Raw genomic sequence first — 23,466 nt, 5'->3', positions numbered from 1 at the left:
CCAGACGCAGATCTCAGCGCTCAGGCAAGGCTATCCGAACCCGGGTGCCACGCCCCTCTTTGCTGACAACACTGAGTGTCCCTGCATGAGCTTCGACGATCGAGTGCGCGACTGACAACCCAAGGCCGATCCCTTCTCCAACTTCCCGCGTGGTGTAGAAAGGGTCCAGCACCTGACTCACCTGATCCGGTGTCATACCACACCCAGTGTCCTGAAAATCAATAATCAGCACTGAATCCTGACGACAGGCTTTAATTCGCAGGCTGCCCTTGTCGGCACACGCCCTGATGGCATTATCTATTACTGCGGAGAACACTCTCCGCATCTGCTCGGGTTTGACCCGGACTTTGCTGTCCAGTTCAATATCGTAAGTAATCTCTACCTGACGCGTTTGTGATGGCGCCACATCACTGACTACCTGCTCCAGGGTTTCTTTCAGGTCAATGTCTTCCTCTTCCGATTTATCCAGCTCAGAAAAAAGTTTCAGGCTGCTGACAATATGCTGAACCCTCGACAAGCCTAACTGTGAGTCCTGCAACAGCGCTTTCATATCCTGATGAACAAAGCCAATATCCTCTTCTTTCTCAAACGACTGCAGTTCATCAAGAATACCCTGTCGTTCAGAGGCATCCTCATTCGCTGATTCAAGATAACGGGAGAAGAGATCGGCCAGCTTTACGTAAGTCGCAGCGTACTCTTTCATAGTTGTCATATTGGCGGTGACAACACTCATAGGGTTATTTATCTCGTGCGCCACGCCCGCAGCCAGATGTCCGATCGAGGCCATTTTCTCCGTCTGTACTAATTGCGCCTGAGTATCCCTCAGGGAGACTGCCATCTGATTAAACTGCTGAGCCAGCTTTCCTAATTCGTCTTTCCTGTTTACATCGACGGAGACCTCCCTATCGCCCTCAGATATCCGCTCAATGCTCTCTGTTAATGTAAAAACAGGGGCGGCTAGGTTATGGGACAGACGCCGGGACAGCACAAATGTCATAAGCAATACAACCAGCGTTATTCCCCATCCTGCATACCTGAGTTCCCGGACGGACTGAAGCACAATATCTTTATCGCGACGCTGTACCAGAACTGACTGAAGAACAGGGACCGAACGTATACTGACTAACCAGTCGCCCTCCCAGAAATCTATTTCTCCGTCAAAGTCTGTTCCCAGCATGGCGCCTGATAAGCGTTTTCCCAAAGACGATGTACGATCTATGATATCGTCGCCAAACAAGGGCCTATAACCAACCCCTGTTCTTTCTGAATACAGGTTAACAACCTGACCACTGTGACTATGAATTGAAAGGAGACGTTCTAACTCAGCAGGCTCAGGAATCAGAATAATTGCACCCAGTAAGGTCTCTTCAACCACAGGAGCGGCAAGGAATGCGAACGTAGTTTCGTCTGTCTCTCTTGATGAAAATGCAATCGCCGAATCCATTTGCCAAAGGGCTTTTTTATAGGCTGCCTGCATTCCAGTACCGATGTAGTCGACATGTTTAATGTCTGCACCGTAAGCCTCACTCTGAACAGCCGAAAATATAACTTCTCCTTTTTTATTCAGAATGAGCAGATCACGAAGACGATTTTTTTCTGCATAGAGAGAAAAATACGCCCAGTATTTATCCTGCATATCCTGATAGTCCATCGAATAGAGTTCATCTTTGTCAAAAACCAGGGCAAAATCTTTTAAGGCCTGACGCAAATAAGGAGAGCGGGAAAACACCCTGACGGTCTCAAGCGGAGAGTTTACGATAAGGCTTATGTCGTGATGCAGCCTCTTTGACGAGGAGCTCAAGTCGGCGAGTGCACGCTTCTCCAACTGCTGTTCCGCGTACATCAGGCCGATAAGCACCAGGAAGAAAGCGGGCAGCAAAGCAGTGATCATCATCCACGTCAGAAGGCGACCACGCATACTGCGGAATTCGTAGCGCTGCAATGCATTAAAGCTCTTTCTGATTGAAATGCGGGGGAGCTTCACAGCCATTCTTTTCCCCCTATACTGCCAGTGCGATAGCGGCCGCGATTGTTCCTCCAATAAATAGTGACATTGTGAAGCCAGTCAGATGGACCTTCACTTCCCGGAAACATTTCAGGACGCAGCTTCGTATCCGACATCCAGAGCAGTCTTGTTTCTCCCTGATTGTTTTGCCCAATGAATAGCGTATGCCAGGTGCCTTCCTCATTCACATCAACCGCCATTGAGCCGGCAGCACTCAGAAGATTCCTACCCCGCAGAGCATAGCTGATCTCTGCCGCAGTCATTTCCCTGTCACGAAGCAGCGAAATAACCAGATCTGCAGCGCCAATTGCCATCGCATTCAGAGCATCAGGTTCGGTTACCTGCTCTGCGACAAATTGCTTAAACTCAACATTTGCCTGATTGTGCGGATGATCGAAATAGTGGCTGACGAAATAGTAGTTGCTGGCCACCCGCTGGTCAGAGTCGGTACAGAGTGAAAAAATCCGGATATCCACCCGGCTGAGTTCAGATGAAAAGCCGGGATGATTCAGCCAGTCACAGGCATCAAACAACAGCACGTCAGGTTGATAGTCTCTGATTTTTTCCAGAATGGAGGGGACCTGCTCATACGCCCCCAGATATTCTTCCGACACCATATCTATGCCAGAAACGGGTAACAGATGCTGACGAAGCATACGCCCGAGCATGCGAGAGCGAATATCCTCTCCGCCCAGGTACATCACACTCTTCCCGAGATGCTGCTTTACCCAGCTCAACGATGGAAAAAGAAACTGGTTAGGCACAGGGCCCAGGTGTACGAGAGAAGCACTGTCAAACAGCCCTTCAGATGCGCCCGGATAGAGAAACGTCAGATTATTTTTCTCAACCACAGGGAGCACCTGTCTGAGACAGAAAGAATCACCGCAACCAATCACCAGATCGGCAGGTGCCTCAGTTGAGATACGCTTGAACTCAGCGACTAGCTGGTCCGGGGACAGATTCCCATCGAGTACTGAGAATCTGAAGGTAATGCCGAGCTCCGATTCATACGCTTTAAATCTCGACTCAATCAGTGACAACATTTCCTGATCACGGGTAGCCATCGTCCCTGTCGAATTTCCGACCAGTAGAATATGCATGTGGTTACCGGGGGTCATAAGAAAATACAGACCCCCACTGATCAGAATCGCTGCGAGAATCAGCAGAACAGACTTCATCACCACAACCTCAGTAAGACACACAGTCACTCTGAGATTAGCAATCAGAAAGGCAGATAAGAGAGCCCGGTAGTAAAACGTATGAAAAGTCAGGCAAAACAAAGCTTTGCCGGAAACCCGTAACATCTTTTCACTGTCACAAGACACATGCAGTTACAGGAAAGACATCTGGCCGTTAAGTTTCAGTAGCAGAAAGCCTTAATACGGTCATTTATGGCATCAATCCGACGTCGGGCTTTCTTAAGATCGTTCAGCCCCGGTCGAGCGTTATAGCGCCCCTCACCAGAGCGGTAGTCCTGACGAGCTTTCCGACATTTCTTTTGTCGATCTGCCTGCAGAAGTCTGGCTTTCTCATCCGCCAGGCGCTGGCTCTTCTTACTCTCCAGTCTCGACTGATTGCGAGCCTTCCGGGCTGCAGATTCATCTTTGATATCAGGAATGATGGGCGTGTAGGTACTGACTGGTATTAAATCCTTTTTTACGTGAGCTGCGTTCTCTGGAGCGCGGTCTGAAAAGTGCAATTGCCCATGTTGGTCGCGCCATTGATATATTTCAGCACTGGTCGGCAGTGCAAGAAAAACTAACACTATGATTGGTAACTTCATACCTTCCTCCCTGAAGGCGTTAATGAATCATTCCATGTGAACAACCCGTAATTGCAGATTCCGCTCGCCACGAAATTCATTAATGTCGAGCTGATAAACACAGGTCACCTTTTCGCGCGAGTGATCCGGCCACACAGAAGGGTCTATTCCAAACCAGATAGCATCAATCGCCTGATCGGTTCCCTCAGGCTGGAGCACAAGCTTCAGATGATTACCACCAACAAGACGCTGCTGAACAAGACGGAAAGTTCCGGAAAACTGAGGCTCAGGAAATGCTTGTCCCCACGGCCCTCCCAGACGCAGTGCTTCCGCGAGTGCCATATTGAAATCTGCAGATGCAAGCGTGCCGTCCGTTTCCAGTATTTGCTGCAAAGCGTCCTCGCTGAGCATCGCTTTGCACACGTCATCAAACAGCGTAGAGAAGCGTTCAAAGGTGCCTTCTGCCAGCGTCAGTCCAGCGGCCATGGCATGCCCACCAAACTTTACGATGATCCCCGGAGCCATCCGGTCCACCCGATCGAGTGCATCACGGATATGTAAACCGGTGATGGAGCGGGCTGAGCCCTTTATCTCACCCGCTTCTCCACGAGCAAACGCAATCACTGGGCGGTGCAGGCGCTCCTTAATTCTCGACGCCAGAATCCCGATTACGCCCTGATGCCACTCAGGGTGATACAGACAAACACCGTAACCGTCAGCCGGGTTGGCATCCATCCGCTCGAGTAAGGCGAGTGCTTCTCCCTGCATTGCTTGCTCAATCTGTCGACGATCCCGATTAAAAGCGTCCAGCTCAGTCGCAATGTCCATTGCCCGGTTAAAATCGTCCGTCAGCAGGCATTCAATGCCTAATGACATATCATCAAGACGACCCGCCGCATTAATTCTCGGGCCAACAGCAAAACCAAGATCAGTAGAGACCAGCTGTCTATGGTCCCGCTTTGCGGTCTGTAGCAGAGCAAGGATGCCTGGCTGGCACTTTCCGGCGCGTATACGTCGCAGCCCCTGCTCGACCAGAATGCGGTTATTTTTATCCAGAGGAACTACGTCGGCCACCGTCGCAAGAGCAACCAGGTCAATCAACGACGCCAGGTTCGGGGGTTGGCCTGCTCCTGAACGATCAAACCAACCTTCCTCAGCTAAACGCGCTCGCAAAGCGAGCATCAGATAGAAGACAACGGTACAACCACATGCAGCCTTCGAAGGGAAAGCACACCCCTTCTGGTTAGGATTCACGATCGCTAATGCCTCAGGCAGCTCATCTCCGGGCAAGTGGTGATCTGTCACAACCACAGGGATACCCGCCGCGTTAGCCGCAGCGACACCACTGACCGATGCAATGCCGTTGTCTACGGTCATGATCAGATCCGGGCGGCGCTCGATTGCAAGCTCTACCAGCTCGGGAGACAAGCCATAACCAAAATCAAACCGGTTAGGCACAAGATAATCTAAATTCTGAGCACCCATCATGCTGAGCGCTCTCAGAGCCACTGCCGTGCTGGTCGCTCCGTCCGCATCAAAATCCCCCACTACCAGCAGGCGTTTTCCTTCGGTGACAACGGGTTTGAGGGCAGAGACCGCCTCATCAATACCCAACATTTCATGGTAAGGAATAAGGCCTGCCAGCTGCAGATTCAGATCATCAGGGTTTGCGATCCCGCGACTCTGGTAGACACGGGATAACACGGGGTGGAGGTCAGGAAGAGTCTGTTCAGTATCTGCTTGCCGGACTCGAATTTGCGGCGCCTGGCGCGACATCAAAATCTCCGAAATGAAAGAAAGCGGTTAGTTTACTCGGGCGGACGCACCCGATCAAAGCTCGCAAACCGAGGTAGCCCATCAGCAGTCAGCCCCCGAAAAGTAAAACGTACGCGCGCCCCCAAAGCCGGAGGCGCCTGCCGCTCCGCATCTGAAAAACCGCTTCCCAGCAACATTTCACGCCCGTTCTGAAGGCGTACTCTGAGTGCACCCATCATGCCCTTCAGGCGTCCCTGGCCAGGCTCATATCCTGTCACTATCGCCTCGGCATCCTCAAGCGGAGTCACTTTTAACAGGTCACTGCTACGCCCGGCAAAATAAAAACTATCCCAACGGTGAAGCATCAACCCTTCTCCACCTCGCTGAAGGACCTCTTGTAAAAGATCATCCAGCTCTTTCTCAGAAGAAATCCGCAATTGCTCAACCGGCTGAAGATTGTCATTGGCCGCGATGTCTGAGGGATCACCAATCAGTTCAAGAAGCGCCTGATAGCGCTCATCGAATGTACCTGCGACTTCTGGCAGATCGAATACTCTATACTGGACGTCCTGCCAAAGCTCACTACTGTCACTGTCGTTGCGACGGATGAGGCCACTGACTTCCGAAAAACGGCCGTACCCCAGCCATAATTCCCCGTCCAGCGGTTCGTCAGGCAGTTGCGCGAGAAACCAATCAGGCGCATTTATAATTCGCCCGCTGCGGGTCACCAGAGAAATACCGTCCCAGAACGCACGGATACCATCGTATTTTTCGCTCACGCCGAACAAGCTCAGAGTTTCCTCTCCCTGAAAACGTTTTGCCAGCATCAACTGCGGAGGCATCTCGCTACGCTGCGTCGCCGCCCATACCGGTAACATCCCGCCCAGAATAATAAGCACTGCTATGAGATATGGCATCCAGCCAGACATAACTATGTCCTTCCATGTTGTTATTATGTTTGCCATATTGATAACGCGTTTGCACGCGCAGTGAAAGTGACTGACGCAACAACTACGACATTTTTATTAGGACTCGTGAACTGTATGGCATATTTTCTGTTGGGCCTGGGCAGTAATATTGATCCCAGAGAGAACCTCTCCAGAGCGATCGACGCCCTCCACAGTCTTGGAGAAATCCTTGATCGGTCACCAGCAGTGTTCACTGAACCCGTTGGCGAAAGTTTCACACATACATTTGGTAACCAACTCATCATTATCGAATGCAGCCTGCCCGCGCCTATGCTGAAACAACGCTTGCAGAGAATTGAAGAGCAACTCGGTCGGGAGCCCAAGTCGCCGGCCAGAAAAACGCGGGATCGCACCATAGACATTGATATCCTGCAGGAAGCAGAAGACAGCATTACGTCACTGAAGCAGACACCGCCCGAAGAGAGCTATTATCGTGAGGTCTACGAAAACTGGGATCAGTCAGAAAACGTCTGATCGTAGCGGTTAGCAACGAAGCGGCCACCATCAACACGGGTCACTGACCCGGTCACCGCCTGCGCATTAATCAGATAATCGCAGGCATCGACAATCGCCCCATAGCCCAGCTCTTCGCCGATCAAAGACTGCGACAGCACCCGCTGTCGGTACGCTTCATCGTGTTCTGGCAGAAACTGAACCGGCCCGGGCTGAATAACGTTCACCCGCACACGCCCCGCCAGACGTTGAGCCATACTCAATGACCAGTTCTGTAAACCGGCTTTTGCTGCGCAATACACCGAAAATCTTTGATTCGGAATTTCGGCATAAATATCACTGATACTGATCATGCAGGCGCTGTCAGCCCAACTGTCACCGATTGCCTCGGTAATCATCACTGGGGCGGTGACGTGAACATTCTGATGCTGCGCAACATGGCTTGCCAGATCAGAGGCCGCACTATCCGGGACAAAACAGGAAGCATTGTGAATAACAGCATCGAACGGCCCATGCTCTGGCAGCTGCTGACACAAAAGGGCTATGTCGCTGGGGTTGGATAAATCAGCTCGCAGAAGGGTCAGACCGGGATGTTCATCAAGCTCACTGCGGGTATTGTAATGAGCAACGACCGACCAGCCTTCGCTCAGATAATGTTCGGTTAACGTTTTACCTAAACGACGGGCACCACCGGTAATAAAGATACGTTTCGCCATGAAGAATCGCCAATCAACACCAAGGCAAACCATGGTAACGCGGAATATCATGGGTGTCAGTGAGAAGAAACAGATGAAACAAGGAAATGCTTGTGGGGTCGGCGTCCGCACTAAACTTCAGGCACAAAAAAACCAGCTCGCTGGCTGGCTTAATTGTTGGTTGCGGGGGCCGGATTCGATACGGGAGCGCCTAGCTCGACGACCGCAAGGTCGGCGTCCGCACTATATTTCAGGCACAAAAAAACCAGCTCACTGGCTGGCTTGATTGTTGGTTGCGGGGGCCGGATTCGATACGGGGGCGCCTAGCTCGACGGCCGCAAGGTCGGCATCCACACTAAATTTCGGGCACAAAAAAACCAGCTCACTGGCTGGCTTAATTGTTGGTTGCGGGGGCCGGATTCGAATGGGGGCGCCTAGCTCGACGACCGCAAGGTCGGCATCCGCACTAGATTTCAGGCACAAAAAAACCAGCTCACTGGCTGGCTTAATTGTTGGTTGCGGGGGCCGGATTCGAACCGACGACCTTCGGGTTATGAGCCCGACGAGCTACCAGGCTGCTCCACCCCGCGACAAACTCTGACAAATACGCAACTCTTGAGCAGTAAGGTTTGAGTTGCTGTAACCAACAATCTGAACATGTCCTGATGACAGTATTAAGTCTGTTGGTTGCGGGGGCCGGATTCGAACCGACGACCTTCGGGTTATGAGCCCGACGAGCTACCAGGCTGCTCCACCCCGCGACAGAGGCTGCGCATATTACGCCCGGTACCATCATGTGTCAACACCGATGACACAAATGGTGCCAGAGACAGGAAAATTATGACAAATCGGTGATTTTTTGTTCAACGGCTATTGGTGCAATCGCAGGTTGGTGATAACTTACACTTTCAAAGTCGGGTCAGATGCGCCACTTCAGGTAGGTTGTATCGGCACCGACAAAAATAAGAAAAATAAAAAGACATTCTGAACCCTATGAGCACTAGTCCAGCCAATACTATGACGACGGCGGCATTACAGCCCCTGTTGCGCCTACTGGAGAGCAAAGGCATCTCCAGCAGAGAATTGCTGGGTTCCCTGGGTCTGGACGCACCATCAGTCACCAGTGCAACACAGCGTATTTCGATCAACCATTTTGATCAGTTACTCGAGCAGGCATCCCGCCTCCTCGACGATCCAGCGATTGGACTGTCCGCAGGCCAACGCCTGGAGATGCCGAGTTTTTATCTGCTTGGGTTCCTGATCAGTAGCTGCCAGACCGGCAGAGAAGCTTTAGCGGTATTACGCCGTTATTACGCCCTAATCAGTGATAGCCGGGCACCGGACTTCTTTATCGGTCAGGACTCCATCAAGATCGTGTTCTACGTCACCGAGGGTACGCCTTTTGGTAGCCAGACGCGCTCTGAATTTATCGCATCTGGCATCCATACGGCTGGTCAGGCGATCGGTGGAAGCTACTACCAGATACAGGGCCTAGGATTCCGGCACCCACCACCTCAGCATAAAGATCGTCTGCAGCGGTTCTTTGATGTGCCTGTGCAGTACAATCAGGCGCAGAACTGGGTAAGCTTTTCCAGTAAGCATCTCGACAGCCCGCTCGCGTATGCGAATCCACAGCTGTTTTCAATGCTACGGAGTGAGGCTGAGCAAGCACTCGCGAGGTTCAGTAACCTCAAGACTTTCAGCCAGAGAGTGATGCACATTCTGTATCAGTGGCCTGAAACTGTGCCTATGACAAAAGATGCCGTGGCTGAACTACTGAGCACCAGTAGCCGTACTCTGACTCGTCGTTTACAGGAAGAAGACTGTCAGTTCTCGACCCTGGTTCGCGAGGTTCGCCTCGAAAAAGCGAAAGTGGCATTAAAGTCCGCACGCACGGATGTACAGCAGCTGGCACTGGACCTGGGCTTTTCTGACCGCCGAGGTTTTGAACGAGCGTTCAAACAGTGGACTGGAGTTACCCCTGCCGCATACCGCCGTCAACAATTGGCAGGTACTGCTCAGGCGCTTGAAGAAGAGAATGCCGACTGATTACCAGTCATCAACGGACAGCGCCGCTCGCACGGCGCTGATCTTTTCTGCCTGCTCCAGATTGGCAAGATCCTCGAACAGTGCTCTGACTTCTGCCGATGAAGCTTCGGCCGCGAGTTGTTGATACGCCGAAATCAGATAATCGTCCACTTTTAACGCCAGCTGAACCAGTTCAGTGACGCTGATATCCATGTGCAACTCTTTAGCATCCATCACGATATCAGCGACGTCCGCCGCTTCAAACTGGTGCCATTCGTTGAGTATCGCTGCTTTGTTCCCGTCGCGGTAACGTTCAAGTGCGGTTGCCAGACGTTGCTCGTGATCAGCCAACAACTTAAGCATCATATCCACGCGCTCGCGCTGGGTGTCGTCACGCAACTGCTCGTATAAAGCAGAAGCGTGTCGATGCAGCCCTTCGCTGAACTCAAGAATGTCACCTACGGTCCGATAGCTCATCAGCAGCCCCTTATCTGATCGAAATATCTCCGGTCAGTATCCACGCCCCGTCCTTCAGTGCGCGTGACCAAATTGTTGTTCAATCTTTTTAATATAGGGCTGAATCAGTGCTTTGTCGCCTGCGGGTACATTTTCAACTTCGCTGATCATCGACAAGGTGCCTTCAAGCATGTTGCGCATCATGTTTTTCTGCGCGGCAGGCAGCGGGCTGGCATCGACCTGACTCAGCTGCTTTTCAATCGCTGCGCGGCTTGGAATCTTCCCTTCCATAGTGGTTGCCAGGTACGCCAGCGTAATCTCACCTGAGTCGTCCGCCCAGGCTTCTGAGGAATCATAGCCCTGCTTCTTCACAACAGACTCAAAGTCATCCGCAATACCGGCCTTCTCCAGCTCAGTCAGGGCGTTGTCGAACATATCTGACATTCCGCCTTTACCGGGCTTCATAAGATCCTGTTTGTTGACCTTATCCTGATTTTCCTCAATCCAGTGCTGCACGGGTTCAAGGCTTGCCACCCAGCGCTCTACCTGACTTTTAGTAAGTTCAGCATACGCCGGCACAGTAAGTGTTAACGCCGCCAGAAGAGTAAAAAATCGCATTCTTTTTATCCTTAGTATCAATTAAGTGTTACCTGGTGATTCCGGCAATAAATGCCAATCTGAACCTCTTCATCGAAATCACCAATCATAGGTAACGTCGATGTTACTATTGAGTCCAGACACTGAAGGTCGACAAAATCCGGAGCTACTTTTTCCGACTCTGCCAACAACCATTCCGGAACAGATAAAGTCAGCGCACGAAGATCGTCGCTGCTCGAAATATCGTACAGAACATCCGCCGCCAGCACGACATCGACCTCAGGCCAGTCCTCTCCGTTTGAGACCACGTGCACATCAATTCCGTTCAATGCGGCATTCACCCGGGTCGCCATCAAGGCATTAGGGTCCAAATCGGCAACCCAGACTTCACTGGCTCCGGCCATGCCCGCGGCTATTCCGGCGATGCCGGAGCCGCAACCAAAGTCGAGAACGCGCTTCCCTTCAACAAGATGGTGATTGTTGGCGATGTAGCTGGCCAGTGCTCGCCCACCTGCCCATGCGAAGGCCCAGAAGGGCAAACGCTGCCAGAAACGGCCAATCGCCTGAGTATCAAGACGGAGATGATCATCAACCTCTAACAGCCACAGCGCCAGCAGTTCGTTATCCAACCAACGCCGGGACAAACGTGCGCCCGGCAAGGCCAGAGACGCAGTCAGCTGCTCCAGCTCACGCGCAAAAGGGGTGTTTTCAGAGGGAGGCATATTTGCGTTTTCTCTCAGTGACTTTTTTCAGGTAGTTGCGGGTTTCTGCCTTTGGATGGCGTCTGACAATATGCTGATAAACCTTCGCAGCAGATAGGCGATTAATACGCCGCATCGCTTCTTTACGGTCTCGGTGAAAACTTTTCAGCAGCTGCCCGGCACCGCCGTTATAAGCTGCGATCATACAGTACTCGCGCGCTACCGGATCCTCAATACCACGCAGATAGTTATCCCGCAGAATGGAGAGATAGGCCGTACCGAAATCAATATTGTTGTTGGTATCCATCAGAAAGGAGCGCCCCGGCACCGAGTCGCGACGATAGATTTTCTGCATAACATCCCGGCCAGCCGTTCTTGGCATGACCTGCATCAAACCAAACGCGCCAGCATGTGAAACCGCGAATGGGTTAAAGCTGCTTTCTGTTTCAATGACAGCGTATATCAACGCTGAAGACACTCCGTATCGTTGCCCTGCCAGCCTTACCTGCTCGGCGACACTTCTGGCTGCCACCACCTCATGCTGGCGCACCATGGAGATCTGCACTCGATAGCCTCGTCCTGTCTTATTCAGTTTCTGGCGAATCAGATAATCGGCAAACCGTTGCGCTCGCCACTGTGTGCCGACCTCTTTGCCTTCCTGATCTAAGACCTGACCCAATAGAAAAGGAGTGCCAGTGAGACCAAAATCAGCCGCGGTATAGAGGTCCACCAGCCGAGGGTCGGCTGGGGTAAGAAGGATACTGACAATCGCCTGGCGCAACTGCTGCAGCGGTTCGTCCCCGCCCCGGGTTTCTACACGTACCTGACCACCGGCAAAATCGACCTCGACCTGAGTGTGGTAGTCATCCAGATAACGGACGAGCGTATGTGTGCCCGACTGGCGTGCATCCTCACCCCAGATTTCAGCCTGATCCGGTGACAGAAAATCCAGCAGAACCGTCTGCAGATCCGCTGGCATTTCATCAAAATCAGAAGGAAGCTCATTGGCCAGAACAGGCGCTGCAACCACCAGCACACTGCAAAAAATACAGGCGAAAAAACGCACGTCACACTGCCACTAATCAAAACATCAGCAGGCAGTGTAACCGCTTTCAGACGAAAGCGATAAACGGATAAGTCAGCGGCAGGAACTCAGCTCAGAATATACTGAGGGCTCATTCCCAGCCCCCACAGGATGACAGTGATCGCCATACCTCCAACCAACATACACATGCCTGCCGTCATAACCATGAAAGAGAACATAGCGCCCTTACTTTCGGGGATGTCCATGAACACAGGAACACCGGTAAACAGCAGATGGAGGCTATACATTGCGGCAATACCGACAACGATGGCGTCGAACCAGAACACAGGAAAGAATCCAGCCGCGCCGGCAAGAAACATCGGCGTTGCGGTATAAACCGTCAGTAGCAGGCATCGCTCGTAGCTGGTGGTTGTGCCAAAGGCATGCTCAAGAGAGTGGATAATAAATGACATGAGTGCCAGCCCCAGCAAGAGGCTGATATAGAATGCCACTGCAATCGCTGCAGCACTGCCGATACTGAGGAATACCAGATCCTGCCCTGCGAAGCTCCAGCCCATCTGGGTCGTTCCTGTGAACAGAGCAAAAGGCGGGATCATTGCTAGCAGTAGCGCGTGTTTAACGTAGACCTGAGTAATGGTTTCTTCGGGTTCACGGCTGATTTCGCGCCACTCGCGGCGCGCATCGTACAACAGACCGAACATGTGATTGGAGAACATAACAACCCTCCCTGACGGGTTCGCGGCGTTGGTTAAGGCCTCTTTGCTTAAGTCTGGTCCGGGGACTAATCCGGGCGTCTTTCAGAGACCGGGCGAACCAAGCTACGCCTCTGCAACATGCCCAGCAAGGGATCTTTTCAGCCCCTTTCATTCGGTCGGATTGTCAGTCCTTAAGACTATTAAAAGAAGAGTTTTCAGACGAATTTGCCGCAAGCACAGGAAAAATCCGGTACAGATTCTGCTGCTGAATCTGGGCAATTTCAGACAAGGAGTCCATGTTGCGCAGCCTCGCTAAGATGGCCCCGTAAAGCGGAATCATCGCCGGAACATTGACCGGACCATCCAGAAACGCAGGAAGCATATCTGGCGAATCAGTCTCAAGTAGCAGAGCCTCAGAGGGCAAGGCCTTAAGCGTGCGTCTCAGGCGCTGCGCACGAGGGTGCGTCATGGCCCCTCCCACTCCGAGAGCGAAGCCCAGCTCATGCCAACGGTGTCCTTGCTGCTCACTACCAGAAAACGCATGCACCAGGCCGCCGAACGAGAAGCTCCGGCGACGCAGAAATGACCATAGCTCGTCGTGCATTCCCCGGACATGCAATACCAGTGGCAACCGCAAGTGTTCCGCCAGCTCGACTTGCGGTTGCAGCCATTGCCATTGAGTTTCCACAGACACCTGACCTGACTTGGCTAGATGAACATCCAGCCCTGCCTCACCAACCGCTGCTGACTTCAATTGCTTTAGCGCCTGCTCAAGAACGTCGAGATCAGAGGAGTGGTGTTCATGACACCAGTATGGGTGCAGACCTGCGAGACAATGGTGATTCCAGCCTTGCGACGGTCTTTTCATCAAAGCTTCTGTCAGAGCGCGACTGACGCCGGGAATCATGACCCCCGCAACGCCTGCAGCATTCGCCTGCGCCCAGTCGCCTTCCCGGCGGCCTTCATACACCTCGAAGTCGAAATGGCAGTGAGCATCAAACCATTGCAGTGAAGCTTCTCCGGCTGAGTTCATGCGCTGATATTCACGCCTCTGGAAAACCGACAGAACAGCCCGCTAAGCCGCAATAGCCGTTCGGATTCTTCGCCAGATACTGCTGATGATACGTTTCTGCGAGAAAATAGCGTACGTTCGAGCGCAGCTCAGTCGTGATCTCAGGGTAGCTCGCAGCGCTCAGTGATTGCTGGTACTTATCACGGCTTGCTTTCGCAATTTCAAGATCATCATCACTGTCTGTGTAAAGTGCTGAGCGGTACTGCGTACCTATATCATTACCCTGTCTCATGCCCTGGGTAGGATCGTGATTTTCCCAGAAGACTTTAAGAATGGCTTCCAGAGTTATTACCGCCGGATCAAACCAGATTCTTACCAGCTCGGTATGCCCTGTATGGCCAGAGCACACTTCGTCATACGTCGGGTTGCGGGTATGACCTCCGCCATAACCAACAGAGGTGACTTCCACTCCCGGCAACTGCCAGAAAAGTCGCTCAGCGCCCCAGAAACAGCCCATTCCGACGATAATTTCTTTCAGGCCCGGTGGACAAGGCCCGGTAATATTACGACCATTAACAAAATGTTCAGGCTCGACGGGTATGGCTTCTTTCCGCCCCGGCAAGGCCTCCAGAGCTGTTGGTATCTGCATTAACTTCGGACGCCACATCAGCGATAACCTCCTGAAAAACTGGCTGAGTATCATGACCCGGAACTCCGTATCATATTCACTATTCTTCACCGGTACAGGCAGCGGTGGCAACCTGTCGGTGGGCTCATCGGCTGCCGTACTGGAAAAAAACGGCAGTCCACTGCTGTTAATTGACTGCGGCCCCGGCACTCTGAATACCTATGCCGAACACTATAGCGGGCAGTTACCATCAGCAATATTTCTGACGCATTGCCACCTCGACCATATTGCTGATCTTGAGATTCTCACGGTACGGGCGCGCCTCAGGAATGCGCCCCCCATTCCACTGTTTGTTCCAGTATCACTGATTACTCTGCTGCATCAGCGACTGGCCACTTACCCGGGGCAGATGGCCGAAGGAGACCACGACTTCTGGCAGTCATTTCAGTTACGTCCGGTCTCTGATGCTTTCCGCTATGGCGAGGAAGACTTCCGTATTTATCCGACACGCCATCACGGTCCCGGTTCCAGCTTTGCACTGCAGTTGCCCGGCGTCTTTTTCTACAGCGGCGATACCCGCCCTATTCCGGAACTACTTCATCACGTGGTCAGCACTGAAGAAAAGCTGTTCCACGACTGTGGTGTTGATCCCAACCCCTCTCATACCGGGCTTACTGATCTCGCCCGGGAATACCGCCCGGATATCTGCCAACGCCTGACGCTATACCATTACGCTGATGAATCTGCTGGGGCCGAATTGAGCAAAGCCGGGTATCAGATAGCCTGCCCCGGGCAAACGATCAACCTGCGCCCGGAGCTATCTGGCCATGAGTGATCTGCTCAACAAACTTATCCAGAAAATGCATCCAGAGGCACAGGTCACTACCCAACAGTTACCCCAATGCCCGGAGATATCCCTGTGGTTGGTTGAACCCGAATCCATGAGACGAGCCTTTACTCAGGAAGAAATTTTACAGATTCAGGCTTACCCAGCCTACTGGGCTTTCTGCTGGGCCAGTGGCCAGGTTCTCGCCCGGGCCATTCTCGATAACCCAGAGTGGGTGCGAAATAAAACCGTCATCGATTTTGGCGCAGGTTCGGGCGTGGTTGCCATTGCCTGCGCCATGGTCGGTGCTGAACGGGTTCTCGCCTGCGACATTGACCCGGACGCCCTAGAATCCTGCGCGATTAACGCAGAACTCAATCAGGTAGCGATTGAACTGCATGACGACATTTTCACGTTGGAAGAAGATGCTGATCTGCTGATCGCTGCTGATGTACTTTATGATCGCGCAAATCTGGCGTTTCTGGATGTCTTCAGAGAAAAGGCACCGTCCGTGTTGGTCGCCGATTCCCGGATCAGAAACTTCGACTTTCCACCCTACCGCTCTGTTTCGGCCTTCGACTCATTTACCGTTCCTGATCTGGATGAATTAGACGAATTCCGCCGCGTCACACTCTATCGTGCATAAGTGAAACTCTGAGATCCGGGTCAGAAGGCGACGAGTACTCGAAGCCCGGACACAATTCCAGTAAACTTGCCGCTTTTTGAGACCAGAGTCCCTCCGGATGCTTGATAAGAACGCACTTACGCAGCTGAAACAACTGAAGCAGGAAATCCACGATAACACCCCTCGCTATAAAGGCCTGGTGCGTGGAAGCCACGGTCGGTTCGGCTTTGTCGGCACCGATGAAGGGAAGAGCTATTTCCTTTCCCCCGACGAAATGGAAAAAGTCTTACCGGGCGATACCATCGACTTCCGGGTCGAACCGGCTGGCGATGATAAAGAGCAGGCGATCATTGAAAAGCTGCTCGAGTCCGAACTGAAGACCTTTTGTGGTCGCTATATTGTCCGCGGCAAAGGTCACTTTATTGACCCGGACCACGACAAACTGAACCGCTGGATCTTCGTTCCCCCACAGGATCGACTGAACGCTGAAGACGGTGACTTCGTTTCAGCGACACTGACCCGCCATCCCTTCCCTAAGGGAAAAGCCCAGGCACGCATCGATACGATCATAGGGAAAGAGACAACGCCTAATATCGAACGTCTCTTTATGCAGGCTCGCTTTGGTCTCGATAACGAATTCAGTGAAGAAGTAGTGAAGGCCGTCAATGAGATTGATGCCAGCCAGATTGAAACTCAGGCCGCTGAACGCACCGATCTCACTCACCTGCCTTTCGTCACGATCGATTCCGCGGGTACACGCGATATCGATGATGCTCTGTTCGCAGAAGCTCACAGCGATGGCTGGACATTATGGGTGGCGATTGCCGACCCTGATGCGCTGATTCAGGCCGGTTCGCCTCTGGAAGACGCAGCAGCGGCGCGCGCGACATCAGCATATTTTGCTGACAGCGTCGTGCCTATGCTTCCAACCGAGCTGTCTGAAAACTTCAGCTCACTGCAGGCCGGAGAAAAACGTCTGGCGATGGTTGCAGAGCTTCGCCTCGATGCTGACGCGGGAGTAAAAGAAACCAAGCTTCATAGCGCGATCATCGAGAGCAAAGCCAAACTTACTTACTCTCAGGTTGCTCAGCTGATCGACAGCGGCTGTGATGACATTCCAGCCGAACTGCACGGTCCGGTGCTGCATCTCGCAGATTGCGCCCGCGCACTGAACCAGTGGCGCCAGGCTAATTGTCTGGTGATGGAAGACCGCCCTGACTACAAGCTTGTGCTCAACGAGCAGGGTAAAGTCGATGAAATTGTACGCATCGAGCGCAATGCTGCGCATAAGCTGGTCGAGGAGTGCATGCTGGTCTGTAACCGCAGCGTTGCTGAGTGGCTCCGTAGCCAGAATGCCGGTATGTTTATTCAGCAGAGCGGTATCCGTACAGAACGTCTCGGCGAAGCCGCTGCTTTGTTAAAAGAACAACTGGGCCTCGAGCAAAAGCCAGACCTCACAACACTCGAAAGCTACGTTAAGTTACTGCAGCAAGCCACCACAGCAGAAACTGACCTGCCTCTGCGTACAATTCTGAGCCGCCAGATGGACCGCAGTGTTTTTGGCCGCGAAGGCTCCCCTCACATGGGGCTCGGCTTCAGCTGCTACACCACCTTCACTTCACCGCTGCGCAAGTACAATGACCTGCTGATTCACCGTACTGTCCGTGCACTTCTGAATGATGATACGCCGCCTGCGTTTACTGATGAACAGCTCATTAACATCCAGGACCGTCAGAATCGCGCACGCATGGCTTCTAACCTGTCGGAGCAATGGCTGAAACTTGAATGGTTGAGCCGTCAGGAAGAAGGCACACTCTACGACGCGACCATTGTGCATATGAACAGCAGCTCAATTACAGTACGCCTGAACGATTCTGGTATCGACGGTGTCATCGACCGCCGCAAAACCAAAGGTGGCTGGAAGTTCGACAGCAAAACCATTGTTCACAGCAACGACAAAGCGCGCTTTGTTCTTGGCCAGGCAATGAAAGTCGAAGTGCAGGAAATTGATATCAGCAAACGTGCACTGCGTTTACGGATAGCATAAGACTATAAATACAGCGCCTCTCAATAAAGCGCCTCTCAATAACACGCCAATAAAAAAGGGCACCTTGAATAAGGTGCCCTTTTTTTATTTAACGACGGTGCTCAGTCGATTTTCCAGGTGCGGACAATCTGAATACCGTGCTCGTCAATCCACTGGTCAAGCTGACGAGGGTTACGCTTAATCTTTTCGACTTTTTCCTGAGTCGCTGGATTGCGATATGTACCTACAGCCAGTTTAGGCTTAGGCAGTGAAGACGCTTTCTTGTCGCCTTTCTTCGCTTCGCGATTCAGCGTCTTCTCGAAGTGACGCTTCAGGTTGTTATAAATAGACGATGGCGATTCGCTTTTTGCCATACCCACCAACCAGGCTTCAATCTGCTCAGAGCGGGAAACATACAGCTCGTCTTCAGTCAGAGCGTTCTGGTTGCACAAACGCTTGATCGCTACATCAAACTCTTTCAGTCCTTCGATCTTTTTTTCCTGATCTTTCTTCAACTGCTCCAGTTCAGCAATCTGCTGTTGGTGCTGACGAATTTTTTTATCAATGTCCTGATCAAATACAGACACGCGGTAACCTCTGATTAAAAGATATTATAGGGGTGCTCTATCGTTTGCAGACATATTGGATATATGCCCGCTGATATATAGGGTGCGCCATATTACCGAATAAATGGTTTAAGGCAAATATATTAAAATATTCGCGAAGTAGTATTTCTATATTCCGCTCTGTAAAGTCTTGTCTGCTTTAAGGACATCAGGCTCCGGCTTGCTTACACTAATGATAAGAATTATCATTAAGCACCATTTCCCGAGATCAGAATTCATGACCCGTACCACACTGGATCAGGCAAGCGTCGGCGCCAAAGCCACGATCACAGGTTTCTCGGCCGTTGAAACCAATTTTCGGCGAAAACTCCTCGCGCTGGGTGTCATGCCCGGTGCCGAAGTCCAGGTTATGCGCCTGGCGCCACTCGGCGATCCTATTCAGATTCAGTTACGTGGTGCATCTGTCAGCCTGCGGAAACAAGAAGCAGCCATCATTGAGGTAGATCTACTTTGACTCAACGCGCGACCATCGGTGTTATCGGCAACCCGAACTGCGGTAAGACCACTCTTTTTAACGCACTGACAGGCTCACGTCAGAAAGTGGGTAACTGGCCCGGCGTAACCGTCGACCGAAAAGAAGGTGTACTCACCCTTCGCAACGGCCAGCATATGCTCGTCGACCTGCCCGGCACTTACGCTCTCGACAGCCACGATGAAGAGCTCTCGACGGATGAAAAAATTGCCCGGGAATTTGCTCTGAGCGGCGAAGCTGATCTTATTATCAATATTCTTGATGCCAGTAACCTGCACCGCAATCTGTTTCTGACGTCACAATTGCTCGACATGGGCGTGCCAGTGGTTTGCGCAGTGAACATGATCGACGTTGCCGAGCGCGAAGGTATTCACGTCGACTGTCAGGTCCTGTCGCAACGCTTAGGTGTCCCTGTTGTGCCAATCGTTGCCTCAGACAACGTAGGGGTTCCGGAGCTCTGCCGCACCATCGCCCATAAGCTTGAGCATCCGACGGTCGCGACTCCGATGGTACGACCGGATAAAGATCTGGATGTCGCCATTGATAAACTTCAGGCGCAATTGCAAGGGCACGTGACGAACCCATTCTGGACTGCGCTTCGAGCGCTTGAGTGTGATGTCTATTCATTACAGCCTCTCGACAGCGAGATCCGCCAAAAAACGGCACAGCTGGCTTCCGAACTCAGAGCTAAGCTCGAAGAAGCTCACGGACAGCCTATCGACGTGCTGATTGCCAACTGCCGTTACAGAAGCATTGAAGTACTTCTCAGAGATGCCCTCACGATACGTAGCCAGGGTAGATCAATCACTGAAAAGATTGATACCTGGGTTCTCAACCGCTGGCTTGGCATCCCCTTCTTCTTTTTCATGATGTATCTGATGTTCCTGTTCGCTATTAACGTGGGCGGAGCCTTTATCGACTTTTTTGATATCGCCTTTGCGACTGTGTTCGTTGATGGTACTCACGAAATCATGGACAGCATCGGCGCGCCGCAGTGGTTATCGACCCTGATCGCCGACGGCCTCGGCGGTGGTATCCAGCTAGTAGCTACCTTTATTCCCGTGATTGCCGGGCTCTATCTCTTCCTTTCTGTCATCGAAGACTCCGGTTACATGGCGCGCGCCGCTTTTGTTATGGACCGGCTCATGCGCAGCGTAGGCCTACCCGGAAAATCCTTTGTTCCTCTGATCGTGGGTTTCGGCTGCAACGTACCGGCGGTGATGGCTGCGCGCACTATGGATACCGAGAAAGACCGCCTGCTGACGATTGCGATGGCGCCCTTTATGTCCTGTGGTGCCCGCCTGAGCGTTTACGCCCTCTTCGCTGCGGCCTTCTTCAGCGACAATGGCGCCCTGATGGTCTTCGGCCTCTATATTCTGGGAATTGTGATGGCGATGCTGACCGGTGTTGCACTGAAAAATACCCTGTTTAAACCAGAGCTGACGCCGTTTGTCATGGAGCTCCCGGCGTACCATATCCCAACGGTGAAGGGCGTTCTGCTGAAAACCTGGGAGCGCCTGCGCTCCTTTACGCTGCGCGCGGGTAAAACGATCGTCACTGTGGTTGTCATCCTCAGCTTCCTGAATTCTTTCGGTACTGACGGTAGCTTCGGTAATGAAGACAGTGACAAATCAGTACTGTCCAGCATCGCCCGCACAGTCACACCAGCCTTTACGCCGCTCGGTGTACAGGAAGATAACTGGCCTGCAACCGTCGGTATTATCACAGGCATTTTCGCTAAGGAAGCCGTCGTCGGTACGCTGGATGCGCTCTATTCACCGGCTGAAGAAGAAGCAGGCGAATACGACCTCATGGGCGGCCTGACCGAAGCCGTACTTACCATTCCTGATAATCTTGCGGGCCTTGCTGACGCGCTGCTCGACCCTCTGGGCCTTTCTCTTATCGGCGCAGATCAGGGTGAAGAGCAAGGCGTTCAGGATGCGACCTTCAATACCATGGAAGTGCTGTTTGTCAGCCAGTGGGCCGCCTTTTCATATCTGGTGTTCGTACTGCTGTATACGCCATGCGTAGCCACCCTGGGTGCGATGGCACGCGAATCAGGCATGCGCTGGATGCTGTTTGTGACGGGCTGGAGCACGGGTCTGGCATATACAACGGCCGTCATCGTTTACCAACTGGGCCAGCTTGGCAGTACCCCAGCAACTGCGGTGAGCTGGATTGCCGGATGCGTAGCTTTCATTGCCCTCTGCTTGTGGCGGATGCGAGCCTACGGTAAGGCACGGGATGCTCGGATGATTCCTCTGACTCAGGTCGATTAAACAAAAAACGCCGGATTATTAATCCGGCGTTTTTGTTTGTATCCACAAATTATCTGACTACAGCTTCACTCCGGGCGCGGTCGAACCATTCGCTCACCAAGGGCAGCGTAATCAGCCCCGCCCAACCGCGCCAGAGGATTCAGCAACTCAGAATCCAGTTTGAGACGCCCATCGACGTCGGCAGCCACACCTTCATCAATAAACATTCTCTCAATCTCAAGAAAGACGACATGCTGAGGCCCGGCGCCAAGATCAACTTGCTGCTGGTAGCGACAGAGAAAAGCAACAGGAGCCGCGGCCACCCGTGGAAGCGGCCAATTTTCCTGCGGCTCGACAGGGATATCAAAACTGCTGGTTTCGCTGACACCGGCAGCCAGTGTCGCTGAACTCATATTTAACGAATCCACCTGGCTGGCATCGGCGATATTGACGACGCACCAACCCGAGCGTTTGAGATTACGGTAACTGTCTTTCTCAGTCCCTGCGGACTTCTGACCAATGGAGACGACAAGAGTCGGTGGCGCCGAGCATACAGGCGCGAAAAAAGAATACGGAGCGAGATTCAGACCGCCGTCTTCCTCGGCAGTCAATATCCAGGCAATCGGACGTGGGATCACTGACTGCACCAGTAAATGGTACCGCTCTACCGGGGTTTTATCGCTGAACTGAATATCCAAAATAGCTCCTTAGGAACACCGAAAGTTTAACTGAATTCTCTGCCACCGCGTTCAGGTTAACTGCTGCATAGCGCTCTTGCACCTGTACTCAATTACCGATATAACCGCCCACCTGATACCGGAGACCCTTATATGCTTACTGCCGAACGCGCCTTCCCATTTCTGGCTGTTATCGTCAGTCTTCTGGCCTGGCAGAGCCCTGAACCTCTGCTCGGACTGACAGGCGCCATTGTACCGCTTCTGACCATCATTATGTTTTCTATGGGGCTGACGTTGCGCTTCAGCGACTTCAGACGTATCTGGCAAAAGCCTCAGCCTGTCGCCCTTGGGATCATTCTACAGTTTGGACTAATGCCTCTCATCGCCTGGGGGCTCGCACTTCTCTTTGCATTGCCCGCGGAAGTCGCTGTTGGGCTTATCATCGTTGGCGCATGCGCCGGTGGCACAGCATCAAATGTTATGACGTTTCTCGCCAAGGGCGATGTCGCACTTTCTGTCACCATGACCACGGCATCCACCCTATGGGGCGTATTCCTGACACCGTTTCTGATTGCATTTTACGGGCGTGGTTATACAGAAGAGCTTACTCACAGCGGTATCATTGATATCGACACCGTCGGTATGCTGCTGATGATCGCTAAGGTCGTTGTTCTCCCCGTCGGTGCAGGTATTCTGGTTAATCGCTGGCTGCCTGCCATTCAGAAAAGCGTCAGCCAATATCTGCCGGCACTCGCGACCGGAGCCATTCTGTTGATCATTGCAGTGATCGTTGCCAGCAATGCTGATGAACTGGCGGTACTGAGTCACTCTCTGATTCTGGCCGTAGTCCTCCACAACTTAATCGGCTTGCTCGCGGGTTACGGGATTGCACGCTGGAACGGCAACACCGAAGTCGAAGCGCGAACTATTGCACTGGAAGTGGGGATGCAGAATTCTGGCCTCGGAGTGGCACTTGCCAATAGCTTCTTCAGCCCTCTGACTGCCCTACCCGGCGCCCTTTTCAGCGTCTGGCAGAATATCGCTGGTGCGGTTCTGGCCGCCTTCTGGAAATGGCGGACCGAACGTCAGATCCGACGCGCTTTGAGCAAAGACGACAATTAATACAAAACTTATACAAAGAGGCCCCTTTACCACG

General features: G+C 52.5%; 23 protein-coding genes and 2 tRNA genes. 8 read left to right on the top strand and 17 right to left on the bottom strand.

Annotation, left to right across the window (positions count from 1 at the left end):
- Positions 1-13 precede the first annotated feature (13 nt).
- From BW941_RS02100 to BW941_RS02080, 5 genes are all read right to left on the bottom strand, one after another.
- Complete coding sequence (locus BW941_RS02100; protein WP_076513990.1) at positions 14-1,990, bottom strand: sensor histidine kinase; 1,977 nt, start codon at positions 1,988-1,990, stop codon at positions 14-16.
- A complete protein-coding gene (locus BW941_RS02095) occupies positions 1,981-3,183 on the bottom strand; it encodes a transporter substrate-binding protein (RefSeq protein WP_076513987.1) in 1,203 nt (400 codons plus the stop codon). The genes BW941_RS02100 and BW941_RS02095 overlap by 10 nt, the downstream gene beginning before the upstream one ends.
- A 182-nt stretch (positions 3,184-3,365) precedes the next feature.
- Entirely contained in the window at positions 3,366-3,788 is a 423-nt protein-coding gene (locus BW941_RS02090; protein ID WP_076513984.1) for a DUF4124 domain-containing protein, read from the bottom strand.
- Positions 3,789-3,815: 27 nt separating this feature from the next.
- Positions 3,816-5,543 (bottom strand): single-stranded-DNA-specific exonuclease RecJ, encoded by a 1,728-nt coding sequence (gene recJ / locus BW941_RS02085; protein ID WP_076513981.1) that lies wholly within the window; start codon positions 5,541-5,543, stop codon positions 3,816-3,818.
- A 32-nt stretch (positions 5,544-5,575) separates the two neighbouring features.
- Complete coding sequence (locus BW941_RS02080; RefSeq protein ID WP_245820020.1) at positions 5,576-6,451, bottom strand: DNA ligase; 876 nt, start codon at positions 6,449-6,451, stop codon at positions 5,576-5,578.
- A gap of 114 nt (positions 6,452-6,565) precedes the next feature.
- Here BW941_RS02080 and folK point away from each other — a divergent pair, with 114 nt between their 5' ends.
- A complete protein-coding gene (folK, locus tag BW941_RS02075) occupies positions 6,566-6,964 on the top strand; it encodes a 2-amino-4-hydroxy-6-hydroxymethyldihydropteridine diphosphokinase (protein ID WP_076513979.1) in 399 nt (132 codons plus the stop codon).
- On the opposite strand, the gene BW941_RS02070 is transcribed toward folK, so the two are convergent.
- From BW941_RS02070 to BW941_RS02060, 3 genes are all read right to left on the bottom strand, one after another.
- Positions 6,946-7,659: an SDR family oxidoreductase gene (locus BW941_RS02070; RefSeq protein WP_076513976.1), complete on the bottom strand. Its 714-nt coding sequence runs from the start codon at positions 7,657-7,659 to the stop codon at positions 6,946-6,948. The two genes, folK and BW941_RS02070, sit on opposite strands and share 19 nt — an antisense overlap.
- A gap of 492 nt (positions 7,660-8,151) precedes the next feature.
- Positions 8,152-8,228, bottom strand: a tRNA-Met gene (locus BW941_RS02065).
- Positions 8,229-8,322: 94 nt separating this feature from the next.
- Positions 8,323-8,399, bottom strand: a tRNA-Met gene (locus BW941_RS02060).
- A gap of 232 nt (positions 8,400-8,631) precedes the next feature.
- Here BW941_RS02060 and BW941_RS02055 point away from each other — a divergent pair.
- Entirely contained in the window at positions 8,632-9,687 is a 1,056-nt protein-coding gene (locus tag BW941_RS02055; RefSeq protein ID WP_084188505.1) for an AraC family transcriptional regulator, read from the top strand.
- On the opposite strand, the gene BW941_RS02050 is transcribed toward BW941_RS02055, so the two are convergent.
- The 7 genes from BW941_RS02050 to msrA all read right to left on the bottom strand — a co-directional run bounded on the left by BW941_RS02050 (position 9,688) and on the right by msrA (position 14,839).
- Positions 9,688-10,143, bottom strand: a complete 456-nt coding sequence (locus tag BW941_RS02050) for a ferritin family protein (RefSeq protein ID WP_076513971.1) — start codon at positions 10,141-10,143, stop codon at positions 9,688-9,690.
- A gap of 54 nt (positions 10,144-10,197) precedes the next feature.
- The gene (locus BW941_RS02045) at positions 10,198-10,740 is read right to left on the bottom strand and encodes a hypothetical protein (protein ID WP_068442226.1); all 543 of its coding nucleotides are present in this window, start codon (positions 10,738-10,740) and stop codon (positions 10,198-10,200) included.
- A 17-nt stretch (positions 10,741-10,757) separates the two neighbouring features.
- Positions 10,758-11,441: a class I SAM-dependent methyltransferase gene (locus BW941_RS02040; RefSeq protein ID WP_076513968.1), complete on the bottom strand. Its 684-nt coding sequence runs from the start codon at positions 11,439-11,441 to the stop codon at positions 10,758-10,760.
- A complete protein-coding gene (locus tag BW941_RS02035) occupies positions 11,428-12,486 on the bottom strand; it encodes a murein transglycosylase domain-containing protein (RefSeq protein WP_076513966.1) in 1,059 nt (352 codons plus the stop codon). The genes BW941_RS02040 and BW941_RS02035 overlap by 14 nt, the downstream gene beginning before the upstream one ends.
- An 86-nt stretch (positions 12,487-12,572) precedes the next feature.
- On the bottom strand, positions 12,573-13,181 hold the full coding sequence (locus BW941_RS02030; RefSeq protein ID WP_068442231.1) for a Yip1 family protein: 609 nt from the start codon (positions 13,179-13,181) through the stop codon (positions 12,573-12,575).
- A gap of 163 nt (positions 13,182-13,344) precedes the next feature.
- The gene (locus BW941_RS02025; protein ID WP_076513963.1) at positions 13,345-14,193 is read right to left on the bottom strand and encodes a TatD family hydrolase; all 849 of its coding nucleotides are present in this window, start codon (positions 14,191-14,193) and stop codon (positions 13,345-13,347) included.
- A 10-nt stretch (positions 14,194-14,203) separates the two neighbouring features.
- On the bottom strand, positions 14,204-14,839 hold the full coding sequence (msrA, locus tag BW941_RS02020) for a peptide-methionine (S)-S-oxide reductase MsrA (protein ID WP_076513961.1): 636 nt from the start codon (positions 14,837-14,839) through the stop codon (positions 14,204-14,206).
- Between the two features lie 34 nt (positions 14,840-14,873).
- Between msrA and BW941_RS02015 the strand changes: the two genes are divergently transcribed.
- The 3 genes from BW941_RS02015 (at position 14,874) to BW941_RS02005 (ending at position 18,298) form a co-directional block, all read left to right on the top strand.
- A complete protein-coding gene (locus tag BW941_RS02015) occupies positions 14,874-15,635 on the top strand; it encodes an MBL fold metallo-hydrolase (RefSeq protein ID WP_076513958.1) in 762 nt (253 codons plus the stop codon).
- On the top strand, positions 15,628-16,272 hold the full coding sequence (locus BW941_RS02010) for a class I SAM-dependent methyltransferase (RefSeq protein WP_076513956.1): 645 nt from the start codon (positions 15,628-15,630) through the stop codon (positions 16,270-16,272). Before BW941_RS02015 ends, BW941_RS02010 begins: the two co-directional genes overlap by 8 nt.
- A 97-nt stretch (positions 16,273-16,369) precedes the next feature.
- The gene (locus tag BW941_RS02005; RefSeq protein WP_076513953.1) at positions 16,370-18,298 is read left to right on the top strand and encodes a VacB/RNase II family 3'-5' exoribonuclease; all 1,929 of its coding nucleotides are present in this window, start codon (positions 16,370-16,372) and stop codon (positions 18,296-18,298) included.
- A 101-nt stretch (positions 18,299-18,399) separates the two neighbouring features.
- On the opposite strand, the gene BW941_RS02000 is transcribed toward BW941_RS02005, so the two are convergent.
- Positions 18,400-18,864, bottom strand: a complete 465-nt coding sequence (locus BW941_RS02000; protein ID WP_068442244.1) for a hypothetical protein — start codon at positions 18,862-18,864, stop codon at positions 18,400-18,402.
- A gap of 256 nt (positions 18,865-19,120) precedes the next feature.
- On the opposite strand from BW941_RS02000, the gene BW941_RS01995 reads away from it, so the two are divergent.
- Both BW941_RS01995 and feoB read left to right on the top strand, forming a co-directional pair.
- Positions 19,121-19,357, top strand: coding sequence for a FeoA family protein (locus BW941_RS01995; RefSeq protein ID WP_068442247.1), 237 nt, complete (start codon positions 19,121-19,123; stop codon positions 19,355-19,357).
- Positions 19,354-21,654: a Fe(2+) transporter permease subunit FeoB gene (gene feoB, locus BW941_RS01990; protein WP_076513950.1), complete on the top strand. Its 2,301-nt coding sequence runs from the start codon at positions 19,354-19,356 to the stop codon at positions 21,652-21,654. The genes BW941_RS01995 and feoB overlap by 4 nt, the downstream gene beginning before the upstream one ends.
- A gap of 65 nt (positions 21,655-21,719) precedes the next feature.
- Here feoB and BW941_RS01985 read toward each other — a convergent pair whose 3' ends face one another.
- Entirely contained in the window at positions 21,720-22,331 is a 612-nt protein-coding gene (locus BW941_RS01985) for a flavin reductase family protein (RefSeq protein ID WP_076513947.1), read from the bottom strand.
- A gap of 132 nt (positions 22,332-22,463) precedes the next feature.
- Between BW941_RS01985 and BW941_RS01980 the strand changes: the two genes are divergently transcribed.
- On the top strand, positions 22,464-23,432 hold the full coding sequence (locus BW941_RS01980; protein WP_076513944.1) for a bile acid:sodium symporter family protein: 969 nt from the start codon (positions 22,464-22,466) through the stop codon (positions 23,430-23,432).
- The last annotated feature ends 34 nt before the right edge of the window (positions 23,433-23,466 follow it).

This window comes from Thalassolituus maritimus (assembly GCF_900156675.1).
Taxonomy (GTDB): Bacteria; Pseudomonadota; Gammaproteobacteria; order Pseudomonadales; family Oceanobacteraceae; genus Thalassolituus; species Thalassolituus maritimus.
The sequence above is the reverse complement of the archived record's forward strand: the minus strand, read 5'-3'. Positions and strand labels throughout refer to the sequence as shown.